The sequence below is a fragment of the Mammaliicoccus sp. B-M6 genome (assembly GCF_022386965.1).
In the GTDB taxonomy this organism is placed as follows: Bacteria; Bacillota; Bacilli; order Staphylococcales; family Staphylococcaceae; genus Mammaliicoccus; species Mammaliicoccus sciuri_A.
Genome location: NZ_JAJNHJ010000003.1, coordinates 86041 through 107865, shown reverse-complemented (window position 1 = coordinate 107865; position 21825 = coordinate 86041). Strand labels below are relative to the sequence as shown.

Genomic DNA, 21825 nt, shown 5'->3' with positions numbered 1-21825 from the left:
ATTTTTCGATATTATTAAATGTAACAGGTGGTGTAGTCTTGGAGATCATGACATTATTTATTATCTTTTTAGTAGGGGTTTTTGCAGGAACGATTAATATCGTATCTGCTGGTGGCTCATTAATTGTTTTGCCATTACTTATATTTTTTGGACTACCAACAACTGTTGCGAACGCATCGAACAGGGTTGCGATTTTAGTTCAAAATTTATTAGCGTTATATGTGTTTTATATAAAAGGCATGAGAAATGTTAAGTTGAGCTTGATGTTAAGTGTGCCTGCTATTATTGGCTCTTTTATTGGCGTTCATTTCGCTATAAATCTCCCGGATGCTGTCTTTAACCGCATGTTAGGTATTATTATGCTTCTCGTTTTAATCGTTATGATTATTCCTACCAGATGGAAAGATACGCAAAATCAATCTGAAAAATTATCTGTCTTTAGAATTGTACTTCTCATTATTGTTTTTCTAGCACTTGGTATTTATGGTGGCATTGTTCAAGCCGCTGTAGGATTTTTATTTATTATAGCTTTAAATTTAATTATGCCAAGACTGACTTATGCGGAAGTTCAGTGTATGAAGACGTTAGTTATAACGATTTACTTATCATTATCTACTTTTGTTTTTATTTTTCAAGGTTATGTTAATTGGCCATTTGCCATAAGCTTAGCACTTGGTTCAGGTCTAGGTGGCTTTATAGGTGGTCGTTTAACAGTTTCTTTACCTGAAAAGAAACTAAAAATCATAATGTTTATTATTATATTTATTTTAGCAATTAAATTATTAATCGAAAATAATTAGGTAGGGTAAAAATGTTTGTCATAAAAAATATAGAAGAAGACGTAACGATATATAGCATTAGTGAAATGGCTGCTTCTTCATTTAAAGATGAAAATCAAAGCTTGAGGCTTGCTACATCATTGGAATATGAAGCAATAAAGCGATCTCTTGAATATGAGAAGAGTGTTTTGAAAGGTGCTTTAATTCAAGATAAATGCATCGGTTTTATATGGGCGAAATATAATGTTCATGATCGAGAAGTTAAGATATACAACCTTCTCGTTGATAAAAGTCAAAGAAATAAAGGCATAGCAACCGCTTTGAAACGAGAAATAGAAAAGTGGGCGAAAGAAATGGGTGCGTATACCATCGTTTCAACAGTACATGCTCACAATAAAACAATGATTCAAATAAATGAATCAATGGACTACGAAGTTGAAAAAGTTATTATGCGTAAAAAGTTATTTTAAACAGAAGAGAGGAATTTTATGGCCATATTTGAAGGTTTCTTATGGTTCATCATGGGTATCATCCTAAGTTCAATCATACATCATTATATTTCTAAGATACCTTTAAGTTTTGTTCAAATTATAATTGGTTTTGTTATATTCTTATCTCCAATTCCAGTTGAATTAAACTTTGAGTCAGAAGTATTTATGGTAGGGATTATCGCACCATTGCTATTTTTAGAAGGTATTTCGGTATCACGTTTCCATTTAGCGAGATATTTGAAACCCGTTATGTCTATGGCATTAGTGCTTGTATTCTCAACAGTTATTGGTCTAGGCTTCTTATTACATATTATCTGGCCAGAATTACCATTAGCTGCATGTTTTGCAATTGGTGCAATCGTGTCACCTACAGATGCGGTAGCCGTTCAAGCTATTGCGAAAGGCAAATTATTGCCTAAAGGTTCTATGACTATATTAGAAGGTGAATCTTTACTGAATGATGCTGCAGGTATCTTGTCATTTAAGATTGCATTAGCCGCATTAGTAGGTGGGTCATTCTCATTAACTGGTGCAGTTGGACAGTTCTTTATAACTGCAATCGGTGGCGCAATTGTTGGTCTTATTATTGGTTATGGTGTTGTACAATTACGTGTTTATTTAACACGTAATGGGATTAATAACGGTAATATGTTGACGTTCATCCAGGTTATTACGCCGTTTCTAGTTTATATTATTGCTGAAACATTCCATTCATCAGGTATTATTGCTGCAGTTGTTGCAGGTTTAATTCACGGTGTTGAAAAAGACAGAATTGCTCAAGCAACGACGAAAGAGCAAGTAACATATAATCATACATGGGATTTACTGAGCTATTTATTAAACGGTTTTGTATTTATTTTATTAGGTTTCTTAATACCTGAAGTCATGATTAATATATTAGAAGAACCACAACATGAAATTATGCATGTTATTGGAATTACACTATTTGTAGCTGCATTAGTGTATCTATTTAGATATATTTGGGTGCTTATTTCATATCCATATTTCTATTTACCAGAAAGTCGATTTTCTAAAATGTTAAATACGGGTAAAGATATTGCGCCAGAATCAGAAATAGATAAACCAAATCGCTTTAAATATGCGTTTATTATGACGGTTTGTGGTGTTCACGGTACCATTTCATTAGCAATCGCATTGATGTTGCCATTTAAATTGTCAGAACACACTGATTTTATTTATCGCGATCATCTATTGTTTATCGCAACTGGTGTTATTTTAATCAGTCTTGTACTCGCGCAATTAATATTGCCACTCGTTACACCAAAAGCTAAACCGAAAGATCAAAGTTTATTAACATTTAACGAAGCGAAAATTTTATTAATTGAAAGTGCATTAGAAAATCTACAAGAATTTTACAGTAAAGAAACAAGCTATATTTACGGTAAAATCACACGTAGTTATCATATGCAATTATCGTTCTTAAGAGAAAATGAAGAAAAAGACGAAGATATAAAAGAGCTAGAACGTATGCAACGCATTGCGATTGATACAGAATTCAACACTTTGGACAAACTCATTAAAGAAAATAAAATATCTCAAAGTACATTTGATAACTACAGACAAATTACTGAACGTTCATCAACATTTAAAAATGCTTCATTATATACAAAAGTGAAATTAATGTTGAAATTATTTATTAGACGTAGAAAAATTAAAACATTCATTAATGCTACAAGTTCACTTTCAATTGAAAGTAATATTAAAGAGATGAGATTTATCAGTAAAGAAGTGCATTACAATGTTGTTAAAAGATTAACTGAAGAAATGAATGACAACAATGAATTTGAAATTAGTATTGTATGTGATTCTTACTTAAACAAAGTTGAAAGATTAACGCCTGATTACTTTAAAGGTAATCACACTGCTGTATATACAGAAATGGAAATTTACGCATTAAGAATTCAAAGAGAAATGATTAATCAGTTAACAGAAGAAGGTAAAGTCAGTCGTTCAATGGCAATCAAACTAAGAGAATCTGTTAATTATGATGAAATGATTGTTCTCGGTAACAGCATATAGTTTGTTTTCAATAGATAGCTTACATGTTGTGTGGTAAAATGTTTAAGACTATATATAGGAGGCGACACCTATGAAGAAGGCACTTTTACTTATGGTGAGCTCATCAATTATTCTAGCAGCGTGTGGCAATGATGATGAACAGAAAAATCTAGAACAAGAAATTAAATCTTTAGAGAAATCGACTAAAGATTATCAAAAAGATAAAAAGTCTTTAGAAAAAGAAAATGAAAAGTTAAAAGAAAGTATTAAAGATAAAGAAGAGCAATTAAAAAAACTTGAAGATGAAGTGAAAAGTAATCAATCAGATACAGAAGAATCTAAAGATAGCAAAGAAGATTCAACAGACAAAAAAGAAACTTCAAGTGCTGAAAGTAAAGAGGACTCAGCAAAAAAGCCATTTCCTAATACAATTCGAACGTCAACAAATGGAGATGTTGAACTCATTCATGATCTTAAAGATAAACATTTTCAATTTGAAGACAGTGGCATGAAAGTCAATATTGATCATTTGCAAATTTTCCAAGTGCATAACATGCCTGAAGGACAGGTCTTACTTTTTAACGGTGCAAAAAATGGTTATGTCGTGATGTATGAAGTATTAACTGAAAATACTTCAAATCATAAGTTATACTATGATAATACGGCATCTATTCAAGATGGCAGTCATAAACAACGATCTGATTATGCATCATTTATACCAGATTCTCATAATGAAAAGTACATGAAAAAGTCTAAAGAAAATACAGATGAATATCAGCCTGGTGAAAAGACAAAAAGTTTAAAATCTATTCCAATTTCTCAAAAAGCCTATGAAGCGCTTAAAAATAACCGTGCTACTTTCAATATAAAAGGTGGCGTAAGTAAAACAGCTACATTTGATGATGCAACTGATAAAGTAAAATCATTTAAATTAGATTTATAGGTCGCGTTTAGATTGAATTGTATTAGGGAATAAACAACAAAGGATTATTTGAAAAGAGGGATGTCATCGTGCATGAAAAAGAATTTGTTCTGATTGAAGGCGGAAAAATGACATTATTAGAATTAGGTCATGAAATCGAAACAATCACAGGTCGAACATTACAATCAACAACAGGTGAGGTTAGAAGTTGGCCATCAGAAGCAGTAATTTTTAATCGCAAATCTAATATTAATCAAGTCACATATCGTTTTAATGATGTTAACGATTTGATTGATGCAACGATTGAAGTTCCTAGAGGCTTTAAAAATTATGATACTGATCCTGTAACAATTAAACTGCTAACATATATTAGAAAAGCATAGAACACATAACGGAGCGGGATGATGAAATCTTTTAAGTTTAAAAGATTTCTCACTCGCTCCATATTTTATACATAAGGAGAAATATAATGAAGTCTAAACTGTCGATATTGAGTTTAATAACACTGATTGTCTTTGTTATTGCGGGTTGTTCAAATGACGCAACTGAGAAAGAAGGCAAAGATGGAAAAATTGTATTATCACCTAAAAGTGATGACATAAAAGGGAAAGTCTTGTTTGATAGTGCGCATGGTCAAACAGCGGGAAGTGCAGATTGGGTCATCAATGGTGGCTTTTCTGATTTTGCTGATGCATTAACTAAAGAAAACTATGAAGTAACAGATTTAGGGTATAACCAATTATTAGATTATGACAAGATGAAAAAATATGAAGTCGTTGTTATTCCAGAGGCTAATAATCCACTTAAAGCGAGTGAACAAGATGCTATAGAGCAATATGTGAAGTCTGGTGGAAGTATATTAATGATTAGTGATCATTATAATGCCGATAGAAACTTTAATCGATATGATTCTTCAGAAGTGATGAACGGTTATAGAAGAGGTGCTTTTGATAATCCTACAAAAGGCATGAACGCTGAAGAAAGCTCGTCAGATAAGATGAAAGATGTTCAAAGTAGAGATTTCTTAAACGAAGTGTTTGGTTTAAGATTTAGATACAATGCATTAGGTAACATTAAAGTAGATGATTTAGCGGATGAAAAAGATAGCTTTGGAATTACTAAAGGTGTTAAAGCAGTATCGATGCATGCCGGTTCAACAATCGCCATTACAGATCCTAATAAAGCAAAAGGTGTCGCTTTTGTTCCTAAATTATCAAAAGATGATGCATGGAATCATGCTGTAGACCAAGGTATATACAATGGTGGTGGCCGCAATGAAGGTCCATATATTGCTGTGAGCAAAGTATCTAAAGGTAAAGGCGCATTTATAGGCGATTCTTCAATGGTAGAAGATAAGTCGCCAAAGTATAAACGTGAAGACAACGGAGAAACTAAAAAGACTTATGATGGATTTAAAGAAGAAGATAACCAAAAAATGATTATGCAAATTGTAGAATGGTTAAATAAAAAAGATGACCAACAAGATTTATCATCTATGAATGTTCAACTTGATGAAAAAACGCAGTTGTTAAATTTTGAACAACCAGAGAACAGTAGAGAAAATGAAAAAGAACCTTGGGGAACACCTAAACAAGGATATAAATGGTATGATTCCTCAACTTATGCATCTGGAAGTTATGGTGCAAACTCAGACAGTAAAAATAATAAAGCTGATCAATCAACAACATCTAGTTCAAAAGAACAAAATAATAATCAATCATCCAACAGTGACCAAGGTGCATTTGAAATGCCATCATCCGTTCAGAAACAAGAGAAATTTCAAATAACAGTCCATGTCGATGAATCGAAATTAGTAAATCATAAATTCCAGTTGTCTATTAAAAATAAAGACGGACAAGAAGTAGGTATGTTCGACGGACAAGCACCAGGTGTTTCAAGTTCAGTATCACCCAAAATTAAAAACGGTGTAACCGATTGGTATTTTAAATCCAAAATAGCAAACGAAGCAGATAACGAAGTAGAAGTTGAAGTCTTATCAGGCGGCAACGTGATAGCCAAAACGACATTGAATGTACAATAACGTTTGCTGTTAGGGACAGAATTCTGAGAAATGTCCGTAAGAGGTGCTGTTAGAGACATAATTCTAAGAAATGTCCGTAAAGGGAGGCCCTCTAATTACCACAATTCGGAATAATGGAAGTTACAGCATTTTAACTACCAGAATTCGGAATTCTGACAGTTAGCACACTCTCCCAATAAATTTCATATAACGATAATGAAGCGTCTGAGCATAAGATTATGCTCCAGACGCTTTTTGCATATAGATATTTGTAACTTTTTATTTAAATTTTTATTAATAATGTAAAATGCATTTTATTTGATGTAAGCGTTTTCGTAGATTAGAATTAAAGTGTAATTAATTTAAGGGAGGCGTTTTAATATGGCTTTTGAATATCCAACTGCAGCAAATGCAAAATACAAAGTTAAAGACAAGTATCAGAACTTTATCGGTGGTAAATGGGTGGATCCTAAAAATGGTGAATTCTTTGATAATGGATCACCAGTAACTGGTGAAGTATATGCAAAAATTCCTCGTTCTACAAAAGAAGACATAGATGAAGCAGTTAAAGCAGCGCATAAAGCACAAGTTGAGTGGGCGAAAAAATCGCCAGCTGAACATTCGCAATTACTCTTAGATATAGCAGATCGTATTGAAGAAAATTTAGAAGAATTAGCAGTTATTGAAACATTTGATAATGGTAAACCTATTAGAGAATGTTTAGCAGCTGATTTACCATTAGTTGTGGATCATTTTAGATACTTTGCTGGTGTGGTCAGAGCAGAAGAAGGGGCAATCTCTCAAATTGACGACAATACAGTTGCGTATCACTTTAAGGAACCTATTGGGGTTGTAGGTCAAATTATTCCATGGAACTTCCCATTATTAATGGCTACTTGGAAGTTAGCGCCAGCAATCGTTACAGGTAACGCTGTTGTACTTAAACCAGCAGAACAAACGCCTGTATCTATATTACATCTTATTGAACTAATTCAAGACTTATTACCAGAAGGCTTGATTAATGTTGTAAATGGTTTTGGTGCAGAAGCAGGACAAGCTTTAGCAACACATGAAAATATTAATAAAGTTGCATTTACAGGTGAAACAACTACTGGTCGTATCATCATGCAAAATGCGAGTCAAAACTTAATTCCAGTAACACTTGAATTAGGTGGTAAATCACCAAATATATTCTTCAAAGATATTATGGATGAAGATGATGATTTCTTAGATAAAGCTGTTGAAGGGTTGGTAATGTTTGCACTTAACCAAGGTGAAGTATGTACATGTCCATCAAGAGCATTGGTACATGAAGATATTTATGATAAATTCATCGAAAAATGTATTGAACGTGTAAAACAAATTAAGACAGGTAATCCTCTAGATCCAGAAACAATGCTTGGTGCACAAACTTCACAAGAACAAGCTGAAAAAATTAAGAGCTATTTAGACATTGGTAAACAAGAAGGTGCAGAAGTATTAGTTGGTGGTAATGTAAGAGAAGAAGCTGGAGAATTAGAAAATGGTTTCTATATTGAACCAACGATATTTAAAGGCACACAAAATATGAGAATATTCCAAGAAGAAATCTTTGGACCAGTATTATCATTAGCAACATTTAAAGATGATGAAGAAGCATTAGAAATGGCGAATGATACTTTATATGGTTTAGGTGCAGGTATTTGGACTAGAAACCAAAATAAAGCTTATCGCTTTGGTAGAGGTATCCAAGCAGGTCGTGTATGGGTGAATAACTACCATACTTATCCAGCTCACGCTGCTTTCGGTGGATACAAAATGAGTGGTATTGGCCGTGAGAACCATAAGATGATGTTAGAACATTATCAACAAACTAAAAACTTACTCGTGAGTTACGACGAGAAGCCTGCAGGACTGTTCTAAATGACTGAACAAGTCACTGCTACTGAAAAAGCCAAATCACTCATTAGAGAATTAAAGAAAACACATGGTGAAAACCTTATATTTCATCAATCAGGTGGATGTTGTGATGGTAGCTCTCCAATGTTATTTGTTGAAGGAACATTAATTATTGGAGATGTAGATGTGAAATTAGGTGAAATTGAAGGTGTCCCATTCTATATGAATAATAAGCAATATGAATATTGGAAACATACGAATTTAGAAGTCGATGTTGTCGATGGAAGAGGCGGTATGTTTAGTATAGAAGGCCCAACTGGGAAGAGATTTCACATTAGAAGTTCAGTAAGATCATAATTTTTTGAAGGATGTGCTAAAATATTAGTACATCCTTTTTTGAATATGATAAAGGTTGGGTGAATGAAATGAAACATTACATTGAAACAAAACGTTTAATACTTAGAAATTGGAAAGACGAGGATGTTGCATTATTTCAAAGTATGAATGCAAGTCCTGAAGTAAGAAGATACTTTCCAGATATATTGAGCTATCGTGCGACTGAAAATATGATTGAACAAATGAAATCAGTCATCGATCAACATGAAATTGGTTTATTTGCTGTGGAATTAAAAGAAACTAAAAGCTTTATCGGTATGGTAGGTTTGAATTATATTCCAGAAGGTAGCGAATTAAGTTTCCCAGAATTACCTTTTTATGAAATAGGTTGGCGAATGGATAAGGATGTATGGGGTAATGGGTTAGCGACAGAAGCGGCGGAAGCGGTATTAACATATGCTAAATCAAAAGGTATTGATGAAGTGTATAGTTTTACGTCAGAAATTAATAAACCTTCCAGAAGAGTTATGGAAAAATTAGAAATGAAACATATTAGGAATTTCTTGCATCCAAAAGTCATACATGATGATGATTTAGCAGCACATGTTTTATATCATAAAGTATTGTAAGGAGTAGATGATATGATCGTTATTAGTGCATGTTTAGTTGGAGAAAAAGTAAGGTATGATGGCAACCATAAGTTGGATTTATTCTATAAGAATTTAATAGATGAGAAGAAAGCGATTAGTATTTGTCCTGAAATATTAGGTGGCTTACAAGTTCCAAGAGAACCAGCAGAAATCATCGGAGGAGATGGTTATGATGTGTGGAATGATCAAGCAAAGGTCATGACTGTTACAGGTCGTGATGTCACAATACAATTTAAAGAAGGCGCTAAGCGTGCACTCTCTATTATTAAAGATTTAAATGCCAAGACAGTTATTCTGAAAAGTGACAGTCCTTCATGTGGTAGTACAGTTATATACGATGGTACATTTACGGGAAATAAAAAAGAAGGTGTCGGTGTCACGACAGCCCTCTTTACATTAAATGATATTAACGTCTATGATGAAAAAACATTTTTAACTATTTTTGATAATCACGAAGTTTAACAGGTTGTGCCATTTTCATAGCACTAAATAAATCATTGATACTTTCTTTAATAATCGCTAAATTTTTATAATCTGAACTGATAAATTCAGTCGATATTAAATGATCAATCATTAAACTTAATGGATTGAAAAACTGTTTAGTATTTAATGCACCAATTGGTTTGTGATGTAGTCCTATTTGAGACCATGTATAAATTTCAAAGAATTCCTCTAAAGAACCAGCACCACCAGGTAACATAATGAATGCATCAGCCATATCAGACATCATTTGTTTTCTTTCATGCATTGTTTCGACAACATGATATTCTGATAAATTTTCATGAGCGATTTCACGTTCTCCTAAAAATCTTGGCATTACGCCAATAGCAATACCATCATGGTCAATGACACCATTGGCTACTGCTCCCATCATGCCAGTTGATCCGGCACCATATACTAATTCATATTTATTTTCGGCTAAATATTTACCTAACGCATAAGCTTGTTCTGTATAAATTGGGTCATTTCCCTTACTTGCACCACAGAAAACAGCAATTTTCTTCATATATATTACTCCTCTCACATATGTAGTATAATAACTTAAAAGATACTTCTATTATTTAAGAAGGGGGTATAACTGTGAATATATTTTTAATGGTCGTGTTTATTGTGCTTATTTCATCAGTAGCGGGTCTTATAAAAAACCATCAAAGTAAAACGGTTAGAATAGAAAAAATTAAATCCCAACGAGTTAAAGATGAATTAGAGCTTGAAAAAATAAAGCATGAGAACTACTTATTAGAAACAGATAAGATGCGTTTAGAATTAGAACAAATGAAAGAAATAGATAAAGTTAATTTAGAAAAAGCTAAAAAACAAATGATAGAATAATAACATTCTGGACGATTATCATTGTCCAGAATGTTTTTTTATTAATTTTGATAGAAATTCTGAAAAAACTTTATGGTCTTCTTGTGTGAGTTTTTTAGGACCTTTCGTTCTACCACCTTGTTGACGTACTTGAGCAGAAATGTGTCTTTGCGTTAACAGTTGTTCAATATTTTGAGATGTATACTCGTAACCTTTATGGTGGATAACGTGAAGGGCTTTATTTAATAAAAGACTCGCTAGTCCATAATCTTGCGTCACAACGATATCATCTGGTTGCGTCAATTTGACAATTCTAAAGTCTGCACTATCAGCACCATGATCAACATAAATTGTTGAAACATAATCAGGATATTCCGTTAATGAGAAATGGTTAACACTTCTAATAATAAGAACAGAGATGCCTGTATGTTGAGTTAAGCGAATGATATCATCCGTAACTGGACAAGCATCTCCATCTATAATAATTCTGTTAATCATTTATTGCGGCGAAATCTTTTTTTAGATTTTTTATGTTCAGATGTATGTTCATCATATGGAAATTGACTGATATGTTGAGACATAGACGATTTATGTTGATTAAATAGAAGATGACTAGATTTTTCTTCTTTCTCATTTCTAACTCTTTCATTGACTAATTCTTGAATGTTTGGTTTTGCTTGTTTAGAGCTTACGTCGTTGATTGATTTTGCATTACTGCTTTGTGTAGTTGCTGTGTTCATTTGATGTCCCTCATATTTCTTTATTTCTTTAATGCGTTCTTCTTTATTTTGTTGCTCTAATTTTTGTTCTTCTTGTTCACGCGCTTCGATATTACTTTGTAACTTTTTATCTAACTTAGATACATCTTTTTCGTTTTCTTTTTGAAGTTTTTCACCTTTTTTAGCTTGTTGTTCTTCAAGCTTTTGGTAGTGTGTTAGTTCTTTAATACGCGCTTTTTTATTTTCTTTTTGTGCTTTTTCTTCTTCTTTATTACGCGCATCGATATTTTTTTGAAGTTTTTTATCTAAATGATCAATTTCTTTTTGTTGTTGTTTTGCTTCTTTTTGTTCTTCTTTAAAAGGTTGTTTCATTTGTTTGTTGTACTCATATAAGCGTTTCTTTTGAACGACATATGATTTTACAGGTTGTGTTTTTTCTGCAACTTTATCTTTCGTTTCGATTGTTTTATCTTTTACTTTATGTGAAAAATCAACAGTCGTTTCAGTTACATGTTTAACATCTGGATGTTCTTTTATTTTTTTGCGTTCTCTAATTAATGGTACTAATACAAGTGGTAATGTGTTAACAATTAATTTAACTTTATCATTCATGAGTCATTCCTCCGTAGTTATTTCTTATAATATATCTTACTCCAATACCCTATATAATAATCTTCAAACGATTGATACGATACGTTAGCCGATATTCTGACCAATTCCAAAACCGAAATATGCAATAGCAATAATAATAACTAAAATAATACGATAAATCGCAAAAGGTATTAATTTTACTCTATTAATCAGTTTTAAGAATAATTTGATTGAAATCAGTCCAAATATAAATGATGCGATAAACCCTACAATATAGAAAGGTATTTGATCTAGCGTTATAAATTGTAGATTTCCAAGTAATGCTTTTGCACTTGCTGCAAACATAATAGGTACGGCCATAATAAATGTAAAGTCAGAAGCAGCTTTATGATCTAACTTTAAGAAGACACCTGTCGAAATGGTTGAACCTGAACGACTAAATCCTGGCCATAATGCAATTGCTTGAGATAGACCAATTACAAATGCTTTTGGATAGTTCATATCATCTACTTTGTGTGGATTTGTGACGCGTTTAGAATACATATCCGCACCAATCATATATATAGCTCCAAGTAATAAACCGATTAATACAGTTGGGACACTAAATAAATGTTCTTCAATGAAATCATCAAATAATAGTCCGAGAATACCAGCTGGTACAAGCCCGACAATAATATGTGACAATTTTAATTTTCTTTTTTGCTGTTCATTTTGTTTAATATGTAACATTTCAAAATATCGATTTCTAAATATCCATGCGGCTGCAAGGATTGAACCTAATTGGATCACAACTTTAAATGTGAATGCTGATTCGCTTCCAAGAAAGGCTTTGGATTTTAACCACATATCATCTACTAAAATTTGATGACCTGTAGATGAAACAGGTGCGAATTCTGTTAAACCTTCAACAATACCTAATATAATGGCTTTTATTAATTCTAATATAAACATAGCTTTGCTCCTCTGTTTTTATGAAAGTCTGTGGTTATCTAGAGACAATCACCGTATCATCATTGTACCAAATATTACATTGTAATATGCTAATATTTAATAATACATTTTAGTTTATTTTTTTCGTAAAGGCGTTATAATGGAACAAGGTGGTGAGATTGTGAAAGATTTAACAAAGTATAGTATGCATTATAAAACGTTGCAAATATTTATGTTTCTAGCTTCGTTTTTATTAAGTTTAACAGTCGTATTTCAAAATATATATTTAGGGAAAATTATTAACCAAATGCTCGTCGTAAAATCAAATGGTCAGCAACTTTATTTATGGCTAGCAATCTTGCTCATTGTATTGCTTTTAAGAGCATGCTTTAACTACCTTAATCAATTATCAGGACAAAAACTTTCATATAAAGTTAAAAAAGATGTTAGACATCAATTGATAAATAATGAAACAGATAGAACTAAAATAACAATGATTACTGAAGTGGTTGAGGGTATACATCCTTTTTACGAATCTTATTTGCCTCAAGTCTTCAAATCAACCATTATCCCAGTATCGATTATCGTTACATTACTCTTTATTCATTGGCCAGCTGCGTTAATTATGATGATTACAGCGCCGTTTATTCCACTGTTCTATATTGTATTTGGACTGAGAACTCGTGATAAAGCGAAAGACCAAATGCAATCGTTAGATCAATTTGCGGCAGAATTTATAGATTTAACAAAAGGTCTCGTATCGTTAAAACTTTTCAATCGAACACATGAAACGACTGAAAAAATTTATAAATCAAGTACGTCATTTAGAGATTTAACAATGGAAATTTTGAAAAGTGCCTTCTTATCAGGCTTAATGTTGGAATTTATCTCGATGCTTGGAATAGGTATTGTTGCACTAGAAGTAGGCTTAAGATTAATCGTATTTCATGATGTATCTTTTGTAGTTGCCATCATTACTTTATTATTGGCACCAGAATTCTATAATGCGATTAAAGATTTAGGACAAGCTTTCCATACGGGTAAACAAAGTGAAGGTTATATTGAATTGATTGAAGAAATGAATAATGAAGAATCTATACAAGCTTCAAATATTCATATTGATTCAAATATTAAAGATGAAGATATCATTCAATTTGATCATGTGTCATTCACTTACCCAGAACGTAAAGATTTTGCATTTGATCAAATCAATTTAAGTATAAAAGAAAATCATCATACAGCAATTATTGGACCGAGTGGTGCAGGTAAATCGACATTAATTAAACTTATGTTAAATGAATTGAATCCCAATGAAGGTAAGATTATTTATAAAAAACCACTCAAAATGGGGTATTTATCCCAAAGACCTTATATTTTCAGCGCATCTTTGTATGAAAATGTCACGATGTTCCAAAATTATGATGAAAATCGTGTTGACGAAGTGTTAACTGAAGTGGGCTTATTTGAAAAAGTAAAACAATTATCTAAAGGTATGCATACGATGATAGGTGATGGTTATGAAATGCTGTCTGGTGGAGAAATGAGAAGAATAGAACTAGCCAGATTACTATTACTTGATCCAGATGTGGTTATTTTTGATGAACCAACAACTGGATTAGATATTGAAACCGAACAACTTATCGTACAAACTGTTAACCAATTTGCGCATCAAAAGACTATTCTCACAATCGCACATCGAAAAGAAGTATTGAGATATGCCACTGATTATATAGAAATTCATAATGGAACCGTTCAATCATATGACGCATCTCAAAAAGGTGGTGGGATGTCATGAAAAAATTAAAAATTAAATTTGATAAAGACTTCTATCTTTCTATTGTAATAGGCGTATTTGGCATGTTAACTGCACTTGGAATGTTTGCTTTAAGTGGATATATGATATCTAAAAGTGCGCTTGGAACACCTTTATATGCATTAATGATTTTAATTGTATCTATTAAATTATTCGGTTTTGTTCGTGCAATTACTAGATATTTCGAAAGATTATATTCACATCGTTCAACATTTACAATGTTGAGGGATATACGTGTTAACTTGTTTAATCAACTCATTCCAATCGTTCCAAACGTATTTAGAAGATACCGTTCGAGTGATTTATTAACGCAAATGGTAAACCACGTTGAACGATTACAAAATATTTTACTCAGAGTATATTATCCACCAATTGTTATTATCATAACGACATTTATAACAATACTCGTGATGATTAATTTTAATATATATGCAGGTGTGATTATAGGACTTTCAATGTTGATGTCAGTCATCATCATCCCTTATTTATCAGCTAAAAGAGCTGAAAGTTTGGCTGAAGATGTTCAACAAAGTGAAGAAGCATATGTTGCTGAATACTTTGATTTTGAAAAAGGACGTTCAGAATTAAAAAGATTCCAACAATATCGTGCATTTAAAGAGAAAGTGTTAAATAAACAATATCAATATGAAGATAAAAAATATAAAGAACAGAAATTTTTAAGTTCTTATGACTTTATGCTGAATTTATCATCGATGGTGAGTATTTGGTGTATGACGATCTTATGTATTTGGCAAATACAAGATGGTGTATTAAACGCTGTATTCTTTGCGAGTATATTAATGATAACAATTACGTTATTTGAACAAGCTATCCCGATGACTAATGTTGCTTTTTACAAAGCGGATACAGAGCGAAGTCTTAAAAATATTGAAGAAGTCATCAATCAATCATTTGATGTGCCTCAAGAACGTTCAGTTCAAAATCATGCATTGTATAAAGCAGAGAATGTAATGTTTAAATATGATTTTCAAGAAAGAGAAACGTTATCTCAAATTAACTTTGAAATAAATGAAGGAGATCATATAGCTATTATAGGTCCTTCAGGTTCAGGTAAGACAACGATGCTTAATATATTAATGGGATTATATAGTGTGAACGATGGTACTTTATCCTATAAAAATGAACAGTTGTCTCATGTGATTCAAGAAGATTATGTGAATGATATCAATACAATGTTGCAACATAATCATTATTTTGAAGGCACAGTAAGAGAGAACTTATTAATTGAAGCAGAAGATGAGCTTATGATAAACGTTCTTGCCGCCGTAAATTTAAATCATTTAAACTTAGATCAGCAGCTAACTAAAAATGCTGAGAACATTTCAGGTGGGGAACGTCAACGTTTATCATTAGCAAGATTATTGTTAAGAAAAGCACAAATATGGTTGCTTGATGAACCAACAGCTTCATTAGATGAAGAAAATGAAGAAAATGTTATGAATCTTTTATTAAATAAAGACGATACAATTGTGATTGTGACGCATAACTTGAAATATTTACAAAACTTCGATCATATAATCGTCATGAATGAAGGACATATCATAGAACAAGGTAGTTATTCACAACTCATTAAAGAACAAGGTTATTTATATAAAGTCATTCAATATAATGAACAATTAGAATAAATAACAAGCAAAAAATAAGCATATCACTTTAAACTGAGCATTCAGTTGCGTGATATGCTTATTTATTTTGAGCAAGATGATAGATGCTTGCTGTATTATTTTTCTTGATTGATTTTATCTACATTATTGATCAATTTTTGTAATAAATTGTTTAATTGATTAGTTTCTTCATCATTTAACTCTGATACATCTTGAATTAAATGTGAAGCTTGGTGTAAATGTGGTTTCATTTGTTCACTTTTTTCTGTTAGATGAACAAACACTTCTCTTTGATCTAATTCAGAACGTACACGTTTAATTAAATCTAAATTTTCCATTCTTTTTAATAAAGGGGATACAGTACCTGTATCTAGGGCTAAGTCTGTTACAAGCTTTTTGACATTGACCGGTGCGGTTTCCCATAAAATCGTTAATACTAAATATTGTGGATATGTAATATTGTACGTCTTGAAAATTTTGTTTGAATAATAGCGGTTAACTTGTCGTTGCGCATTATACAAATTAAAACACAATTGGTTTTGGATATCTAATTTATCCGGCATAATCTTTCCCCCAAACTACAAATGCAATGGTTCATTATTTTTTTGAATTTTCCTAATTCATTATATAATGAATATTTTTATTTTGTAAATATTTTAGTGATGTGTAATTTATAATATTTAATGTATAAGTTATAGAATGAACTTTAAGTCTTTGTAGTTTCTGAGCTTATATCATATAATTACAGAAAGGTGGTTTGAATATGAGTCAAAGTATGAAGAATAAAAATAAAATGGCAGTAACAATTTTGACAGGTTTTTTAGGTAGTGGTAAAACAACATTACTTCAAAGACTCATCATGAAAGCAAAGGAATCTGGTCAAAAGGTCGCAATCATTATGAATGAATTTGGTTCTTTTGATGTTGATAGCAATTTGTTAGGTGATGATGTCTCTACTCAAAGTTTATTAAATGGTTGTATATGCTGCTCATTGAAAGATGATATTGAAGTTGTATTACATAATTTATATCATAAAGACCAGCCTGATCTTGTATTAATTGAAGCTACTGGTATTGCGCATCCTGTAGAAGTTGTGGATGCATGTCAAAACCCTACATTAATAGATAAAGTTGAAATGCCAACAATTATTGGTGTAATGGACGGGAAAAGATATTTAGAAAGATCGAGATATACCGTTCAGACGAAACAATTAATGGAAGAACAAATGTTATATTCTCATTTGATTATTATTAATAAGTCTGATGAATTATCTGATGAAGAAAAAGCATCATTAGAAACATCATTACAAACGATCAAGCATCAACCAGTGCTACACTTTACGCAGTTTTCAAATATTGATGGTGTTGAAATACCTGTAAATGAGGCTTTGTCACTTCAAACTAAACATAGTCATCATCACGGTATTCAATCCATAAATTATACATTTAGTGGTCCGATAGAAATGGAATTATTAATGAATTTCTTAAGACAATTACCTGATTCGATTCTTAGAATTAAAGGATTTCTCAAATTTAGAGAAGAACCAGAACAAACTTATTTATTTCAATATGCATTTGGGGTACCTCAATATGAACCAGAAATAATGAATATGCCTTTAACAATTGTCATAATAGGTGAATCTTTAGATAAAGCAAATATTCGTAACAAGTTAGATATGTTGAACTTTTCTTAGGAGATGATGGGATGGAAAGAATTCGTATAAATAAACATGTTAGTTATTCTAGAATTGTACATGGTTTTTGGAGATTGAATGAATGGGGTTATAACAATCAACAATTAAATGATTTCATACATGAAATAGTTGATAGAGGCATTACAACAATGGATCATGCGGATATTTATGGTAATTATACATGTGAATCATTATTTGGTGATGCATTAGCATTAACACCTAATTTAAGAGAAAAAATTGAAATCATCACAAAATGCGGTATTATTTTACCGAATGATCAAATTGCTAAAAATACTGGTCATCGATACGATCAAAGTTATGATCATATTATTGAATCAGTTGATAAATCGCTATTAAATCTTAAGACGGATTACATCGATACGCTACTGATTCATCGTCCATCTCCATTAATGGATCCAGATGAAGTGACGCGTGCAGTGATGCATTTAGTTGAGCAAGGAAAAATAAAAGCATTCGGTGTTTCAAACTTTAAATGTAATCAATATGAATTGTTAAATGAGAGTTTGAAGAAAGAAATGTCGCATATCTCAGTCAATCAAGTTGAAGTATCACCATATCAACTTGAAAATATTGAAGATTGTACATTAAATAGAATGTTGCAACATGATGTTAAAGTAATGGCATGGAGTCCATTAGCTGGTGGTAAATTATTTGATCAAACTGATGAAAAAGCAAGACGCATTATGTCAGTTATACAACCATTAGCAGAAAAATATAACGTATCAGTGAGCACAGTCATTTACAGTTGGTTACTCAGATTGCCATCAAAAGTAATGCCAATTGTAGGTTCAAGTAAGATAGAAAGAGTTGACGAAGCTGTAAATGCTACGAAATTACAATTAACAGATCAAGAGTGGTTCGATATTTATGTCGCATCACGTGGTGAAGATATATTATAGTATGATAATGATATAAAAATGAGGCTAGAACCAATATACAGGTTCCAGCCTCATTTTTTATAATAATATTTATTTTTCTAATCTATTTAATGTAATTTCTCCTAAAGATTTTGCTGCAACTTGCAAGCAATCTTCATTCACATCAAATTTAGGGTGATGATTCATATATGGTTCTGTTACGCCTTCTGGTTTACTGCCTACAATGTAGAATGAACCAGGAATTTTTTGTAGATAGTATGCAAAGTCTTCTGAACCTGTAACTTGAGGTATTTCAACTAATTGTTGGAAATAGTCGCCTTTACTATTTGATAATATTTCTGCTACTTTATCAGTTTGTTCCGGGTGATTGTAAAGTACAGGATAACCAAATTGATAATCTAAGTCATATTCAATATCAAAGCCCACTGCAACACTATCTGCAATTTTTTTGATTTCTTGATACATTTTTTCTTCTAATTCGGGATTTAAATATCTAGCAGTCCCTTTAATCGTGACACTATCTTGAATTACGTTGTATCCACCTGGTGCTTCGAATGCACCAATCGTAACGACACCCATATCTAATGGATCGATACGTCTTGATACAATCGTTTGAATAGTATTTACAAAGTTTGTCCCAGCAACTAATGCATCATGTGTTTTGTGTGGACTTGCTGCATGTCCGCCTAAACCATTAATCGTCAACTTGAATGTTGAACTTCCTGAGAATGAAGGTCCTTTATTGTAACCAATAAATTCAGGTCCAGCTACTGGAACGATATGGATACCATAAACTTCATCTAAATCGTCAAGTGCACCAGATTCTACAAGTGCTTTAGCACCACCAGGAGGTTTTTCCTCAGCATGTTGATGAATGATTTTAACTGTGCCAGGTAATTCTTCTTTAATTTCAATAAGTGCATCTGCAAGCCCCATTAAATAAGCAGTATGAGCATCATGGCCACAAGCATGCATAACACCTTCATTTTGTGATTTGAAAGGAACATCTGTTTCTTCAGTTATAGGTAAAGCATCAAAGTCAGCTCTTAAACCAATCGTTCTACCTTCTTGACCACCTTTAATTTCTACAATAATAGCATGTTCTTTTTCTAAAGGTTGTGTTACTTTAACATCTTTGCCTTCGTAAAATGATTTAATATATTCAGCAGTTTGCGCTTCTTCAAATGATAGTTCTGGGTGTTGATGCAAATGCCTTCTAATATCAATCATGTCACTTTCTTTCTTTTCAATTAGGTTAAAAAGCTTTTCTTTTAAATTATTCATGATTTACCTCCTAAAATTATACTAGAAAAGTATAACAGTAGTCTTTTACTGTATAAAGTGATTGAACTTATAAAACAACTAAAAAATTTTGGTTGATTTTGGTTGATTGTGAATGAAAGTGATTGACAATGAAATGAAAACGTTTTATTATGTAGAGGAATAGGGGAGATTGTATGTTAACGACTGAAAGACATCAATTAATATTAGAAGAGATTAATCTACGGGAAACAGTATCTCTACAAGAACTTATTAATTTGACGAATTCAAGTACATCAACAATTAGGAGAGATTTATCTCAACTTGAAGAAAGAGGTATGCTCAAAAGAGTTCATGGTGGTGCAACTCAAATAACAAAGCGCCATGAAGAGCGTAATATGACAGATAAAGAATCGCGACATCAAGATGAAAAACGAGAGATTGCACGATTAGCTGTCAGTCAAATTTCAGATGGGGATACGATATATTTAGATGCTGGGACAACTACTTTAGAAATGATTCCGTTCATTACACAACAAGATATTATCGTTGTGACAAATGGTTTAACACATGTAAGACCGTTATTAGAAAAAGGCATTTCGGTTTATATGACAGGTGGAGAAGTAAAGGCAACAACATTTGCGAATATAGGCGTAAATGCAGTTAAATCCCTTGAAAGATATCGTTTTGACAAAGCTTTTATTGGTATGAATGGCATTGATTTGAATTATGGGTTAACGACACCAGACCCTTACGAATCAGAAATGAAAGAAAAGGCCATTCATTTAGCATCTCAAGTATATGTCTTGTTAGATCATTCTAAATTTAATGAAGTATCGTTTGCGGAAGTTACATATGATAAATCAATAGAGATATTAACTTCTCAAAAAGCGATTGAAACATTAAATAATTTAAATCAATTTAAAGAAAAATATAACATTAACGGAGGACTAAAATGATATATACAGTTACGTTTAATCCATCAATTGATTATGTAATGTTTACCAATCAATTTGAAGTAGGTGAATTAAACAGAGCACATGAAACAAACAAGTTTGCTGGTGGAAAAGGGATCAATGTTTCTCGAGTACTTCAAACATTAGATATCAAAAGTACAGCAACAGGTTTTATAGGTGGATTTCCTGGAGATTTTATTAAAGATGCACTTAATCAAGCAAACATCTTAACTGACTTTGTAGAGGTTAAAGATGATACAAGAATCAATGTGAAATTAAAATCTGGTTTAGATTTAGAAACTGAAATCAATGGTCCAGGACCAAATATTGAACCACATAACTATGAAGAATTTTTAACGAAAATGAAAAATACGCAATCAGAAGATACGGTTATAATTGCGGGCAGTGTGCCAAGTTCATTACAAAATCCAGTCTATCAAGAAGTAGCGGAAATACTTAAACAGACTGGTGCGAATTTAATCGTGGATGCTGAGAAAGATTTGATGAAATCAGTACTAGCGTATAATCCGAAATTTGTTAAACCAAATAAACATGAATTAGAAGAGATATTTGATAAACAAATTGAAACGGATCAAGAAGTTATTGAATGTGCTGAGCAATTATTGAATGAAGGTGCTCAAGCAGTCATCGTTTCACTCGGTGGAGAAGGTGCCATTTATGTGGATCAACAAACACGATTAAAAGCCATCGTCCCAAGTGGTCAAGTTGTGAATACAGTTGGTTCAGGTGACAGTACTGTTGCTGGTATGGTAGCAGGATTAGAAGCTGGCAAAGACATAGAATCAGCATTTAAATTGGCAGTAAGTTGTGGTACAGCAACAGCATTTAATGCGGATTTAGCTAATAAAGAAGACATAGAAAAAATAATTTCTAAAGTAATCATTAAACATGTTTAAAATAGGGAGGTTATTA

Annotated in this window: 22 protein-coding genes and 1 pseudogene; 17 read left to right on the top strand and 6 right to left on the bottom strand. The window is 32.1% G+C overall.

The genetic code is table 11. From position 1 onward, the window contains the following. The first annotated feature begins 47 nt into the window (after nt 1-47). The 10 genes from LQ693_RS02015 (at nt 48) to LQ693_RS01970 (ending at nt 9557) form a co-directional block, all read left to right on the top strand. Nucleotides 48-800 carry a sulfite exporter TauE/SafE family protein gene (locus tag LQ693_RS02015; protein WP_158258797.1) on the top strand — a complete coding sequence of 251 codons (753 nt, stop codon included), beginning with the start codon at nt 48-50 and terminating at the stop codon, nt 798-800. 11 nt (nt 801-811) lie between these two features. After that, on the top strand, nt 812-1249 hold the full coding sequence (locus LQ693_RS02010) for a GNAT family N-acetyltransferase (protein WP_107565342.1): 438 nt from the start codon (nt 812-814) through the stop codon (nt 1247-1249). 18 nt (nt 1250-1267) lie between these two features. Beyond that, the gene (locus LQ693_RS02005) at nt 1268-3310 is read left to right on the top strand and encodes a cation:proton antiporter (protein WP_025904723.1); all 2043 of its coding nucleotides are present in this window, start codon (nt 1268-1270) and stop codon (nt 3308-3310) included. Between the two features lie 70 nt (nt 3311-3380). Beyond that, a complete protein-coding gene (locus LQ693_RS02000; protein ID WP_119494623.1) occupies nt 3381-4232 on the top strand; it encodes an SA0632 family lipoprotein in 852 nt (283 codons plus the stop codon). Nucleotides 4233-4300: 68 nt separating this feature from the next. After that, on the top strand, nt 4301-4594 hold the full coding sequence (locus LQ693_RS01995) for a hypothetical protein (protein ID WP_025904725.1): 294 nt from the start codon (nt 4301-4303) through the stop codon (nt 4592-4594). A gap of 86 nt (nt 4595-4680) precedes the next feature. Next, entirely contained in the window at nt 4681-6252 is a 1572-nt protein-coding gene (locus LQ693_RS01990) for a DNA-binding protein (protein ID WP_129407536.1), read from the top strand. A gap of 360 nt (nt 6253-6612) precedes the next feature. Continuing rightward, on the top strand, nt 6613-8133 hold the full coding sequence (gene exaC / locus LQ693_RS01985; RefSeq protein ID WP_103362177.1) for an acetaldehyde dehydrogenase ExaC: 1521 nt from the start codon (nt 6613-6615) through the stop codon (nt 8131-8133). Next, on the top strand, nt 8134-8466 hold the full coding sequence (locus LQ693_RS01980; protein WP_025904728.1) for a DUF779 domain-containing protein: 333 nt from the start codon (nt 8134-8136) through the stop codon (nt 8464-8466). A gap of 68 nt (nt 8467-8534) precedes the next feature. Next, the gene (locus LQ693_RS01975; RefSeq protein WP_107596452.1) at nt 8535-9074 is read left to right on the top strand and encodes a GNAT family N-acetyltransferase; all 540 of its coding nucleotides are present in this window, start codon (nt 8535-8537) and stop codon (nt 9072-9074) included. Nucleotides 9075-9086: 12 nt separating this feature from the next. Continuing rightward, nucleotides 9087-9557, top strand: coding sequence for a 2-thiouracil desulfurase family protein (locus tag LQ693_RS01970; protein WP_025904730.1), 471 nt, complete (start codon nt 9087-9089; stop codon nt 9555-9557). Here the strand turns inward: LQ693_RS01970 and LQ693_RS01965 are convergent. Continuing rightward, on the bottom strand, nt 9532-10101 hold the full coding sequence (locus LQ693_RS01965) for an LOG family protein (protein ID WP_025904731.1): 570 nt from the start codon (nt 10099-10101) through the stop codon (nt 9532-9534). The two genes, LQ693_RS01970 and LQ693_RS01965, sit on opposite strands and share 26 nt — an antisense overlap. A gap of 74 nt (nt 10102-10175) precedes the next feature. On the opposite strand from LQ693_RS01965, the gene LQ693_RS01960 reads away from it, so the two are divergent. Continuing rightward, entirely contained in the window at nt 10176-10427 is a 252-nt protein-coding gene (locus LQ693_RS01960) for a hypothetical protein (RefSeq protein ID WP_204178189.1), read from the top strand. Between the two features lie 18 nt (nt 10428-10445). Here the strand turns inward: LQ693_RS01960 and LQ693_RS01955 are convergent, their stop codons facing one another. The 3 genes and pseudogenes from LQ693_RS01955 to LQ693_RS01945 form a co-directional block, all read right to left on the bottom strand. Further along, a complete protein-coding gene (locus tag LQ693_RS01955; protein WP_025904733.1) occupies nt 10446-10901 on the bottom strand; it encodes a YaiI/YqxD family protein in 456 nt (151 codons plus the stop codon). A 248-nt stretch (nt 10902-11149) separates the two neighbouring features. After that, nucleotides 11150-11737 (bottom strand): annotated as a pseudogene (locus LQ693_RS01950) (hypothetical protein); the annotation flags it as partial. A gap of 84 nt (nt 11738-11821) precedes the next feature. Next, nucleotides 11822-12667, bottom strand: a complete 846-nt coding sequence (locus tag LQ693_RS01945) for an undecaprenyl-diphosphate phosphatase (RefSeq protein WP_025904735.1) — start codon at nt 12665-12667, stop codon at nt 11822-11824. Between the two features lie 139 nt (nt 12668-12806). Here LQ693_RS01945 and LQ693_RS01940 point away from each other — a divergent pair, with 139 nt between their 5' ends. Further along, a complete protein-coding gene (locus LQ693_RS01940) occupies nt 12807-14441 on the top strand; it encodes an ABC transporter ATP-binding protein/permease (protein ID WP_107590441.1) in 1635 nt (544 codons plus the stop codon). After that, nucleotides 14438-16105 carry a thiol reductant ABC exporter subunit CydC gene (cydC, locus tag LQ693_RS01935; protein WP_025904737.1) on the top strand — a complete coding sequence of 556 codons (1668 nt, stop codon included), beginning with the start codon at nt 14438-14440 and terminating at the stop codon, nt 16103-16105. Before LQ693_RS01940 ends, cydC begins: the two co-directional genes overlap by 4 nt. A 95-nt stretch (nt 16106-16200) precedes the next feature. On the opposite strand, the gene LQ693_RS01930 is transcribed toward cydC, so the two are convergent. Beyond that, nucleotides 16201-16647 (bottom strand): MarR family winged helix-turn-helix transcriptional regulator, encoded by a 447-nt coding sequence (locus tag LQ693_RS01930; protein WP_025904738.1) that lies wholly within the window; start codon nt 16645-16647, stop codon nt 16201-16203. A gap of 200 nt (nt 16648-16847) precedes the next feature. Between LQ693_RS01930 and LQ693_RS01925 the strand changes: the two genes are divergently transcribed. Further along, a complete protein-coding gene (locus tag LQ693_RS01925; protein ID WP_051539241.1) occupies nt 16848-17777 on the top strand; it encodes a CobW family GTP-binding protein in 930 nt (309 codons plus the stop codon). Nucleotides 17778-17788: 11 nt separating this feature from the next. Further along, complete coding sequence (locus tag LQ693_RS01920) at nt 17789-18697, top strand: aldo/keto reductase (RefSeq protein WP_129407171.1); 909 nt, start codon at nt 17789-17791, stop codon at nt 18695-18697. A gap of 69 nt (nt 18698-18766) precedes the next feature. On the opposite strand, the gene LQ693_RS01915 is transcribed toward LQ693_RS01920, so the two are convergent. Then, nucleotides 18767-19960 (bottom strand): M20 metallopeptidase family protein, encoded by a 1194-nt coding sequence (locus LQ693_RS01915; RefSeq protein ID WP_107565348.1) that lies wholly within the window; start codon nt 19958-19960, stop codon nt 18767-18769. Between the two features lie 173 nt (nt 19961-20133). On the opposite strand from LQ693_RS01915, the gene LQ693_RS01910 reads away from it, so the two are divergent. Continuing rightward, nucleotides 20134-20895, top strand: coding sequence for a DeoR/GlpR family DNA-binding transcription regulator (locus LQ693_RS01910; RefSeq protein WP_107565349.1), 762 nt, complete (start codon nt 20134-20136; stop codon nt 20893-20895). Continuing rightward, a complete protein-coding gene (gene pfkB, locus LQ693_RS01905) occupies nt 20892-21809 on the top strand; it encodes a 1-phosphofructokinase (RefSeq protein WP_198051903.1) in 918 nt (305 codons plus the stop codon). Before LQ693_RS01910 ends, pfkB begins: the two co-directional genes overlap by 4 nt. Nucleotides 21810-21825 lie beyond the last annotated feature (16 nt).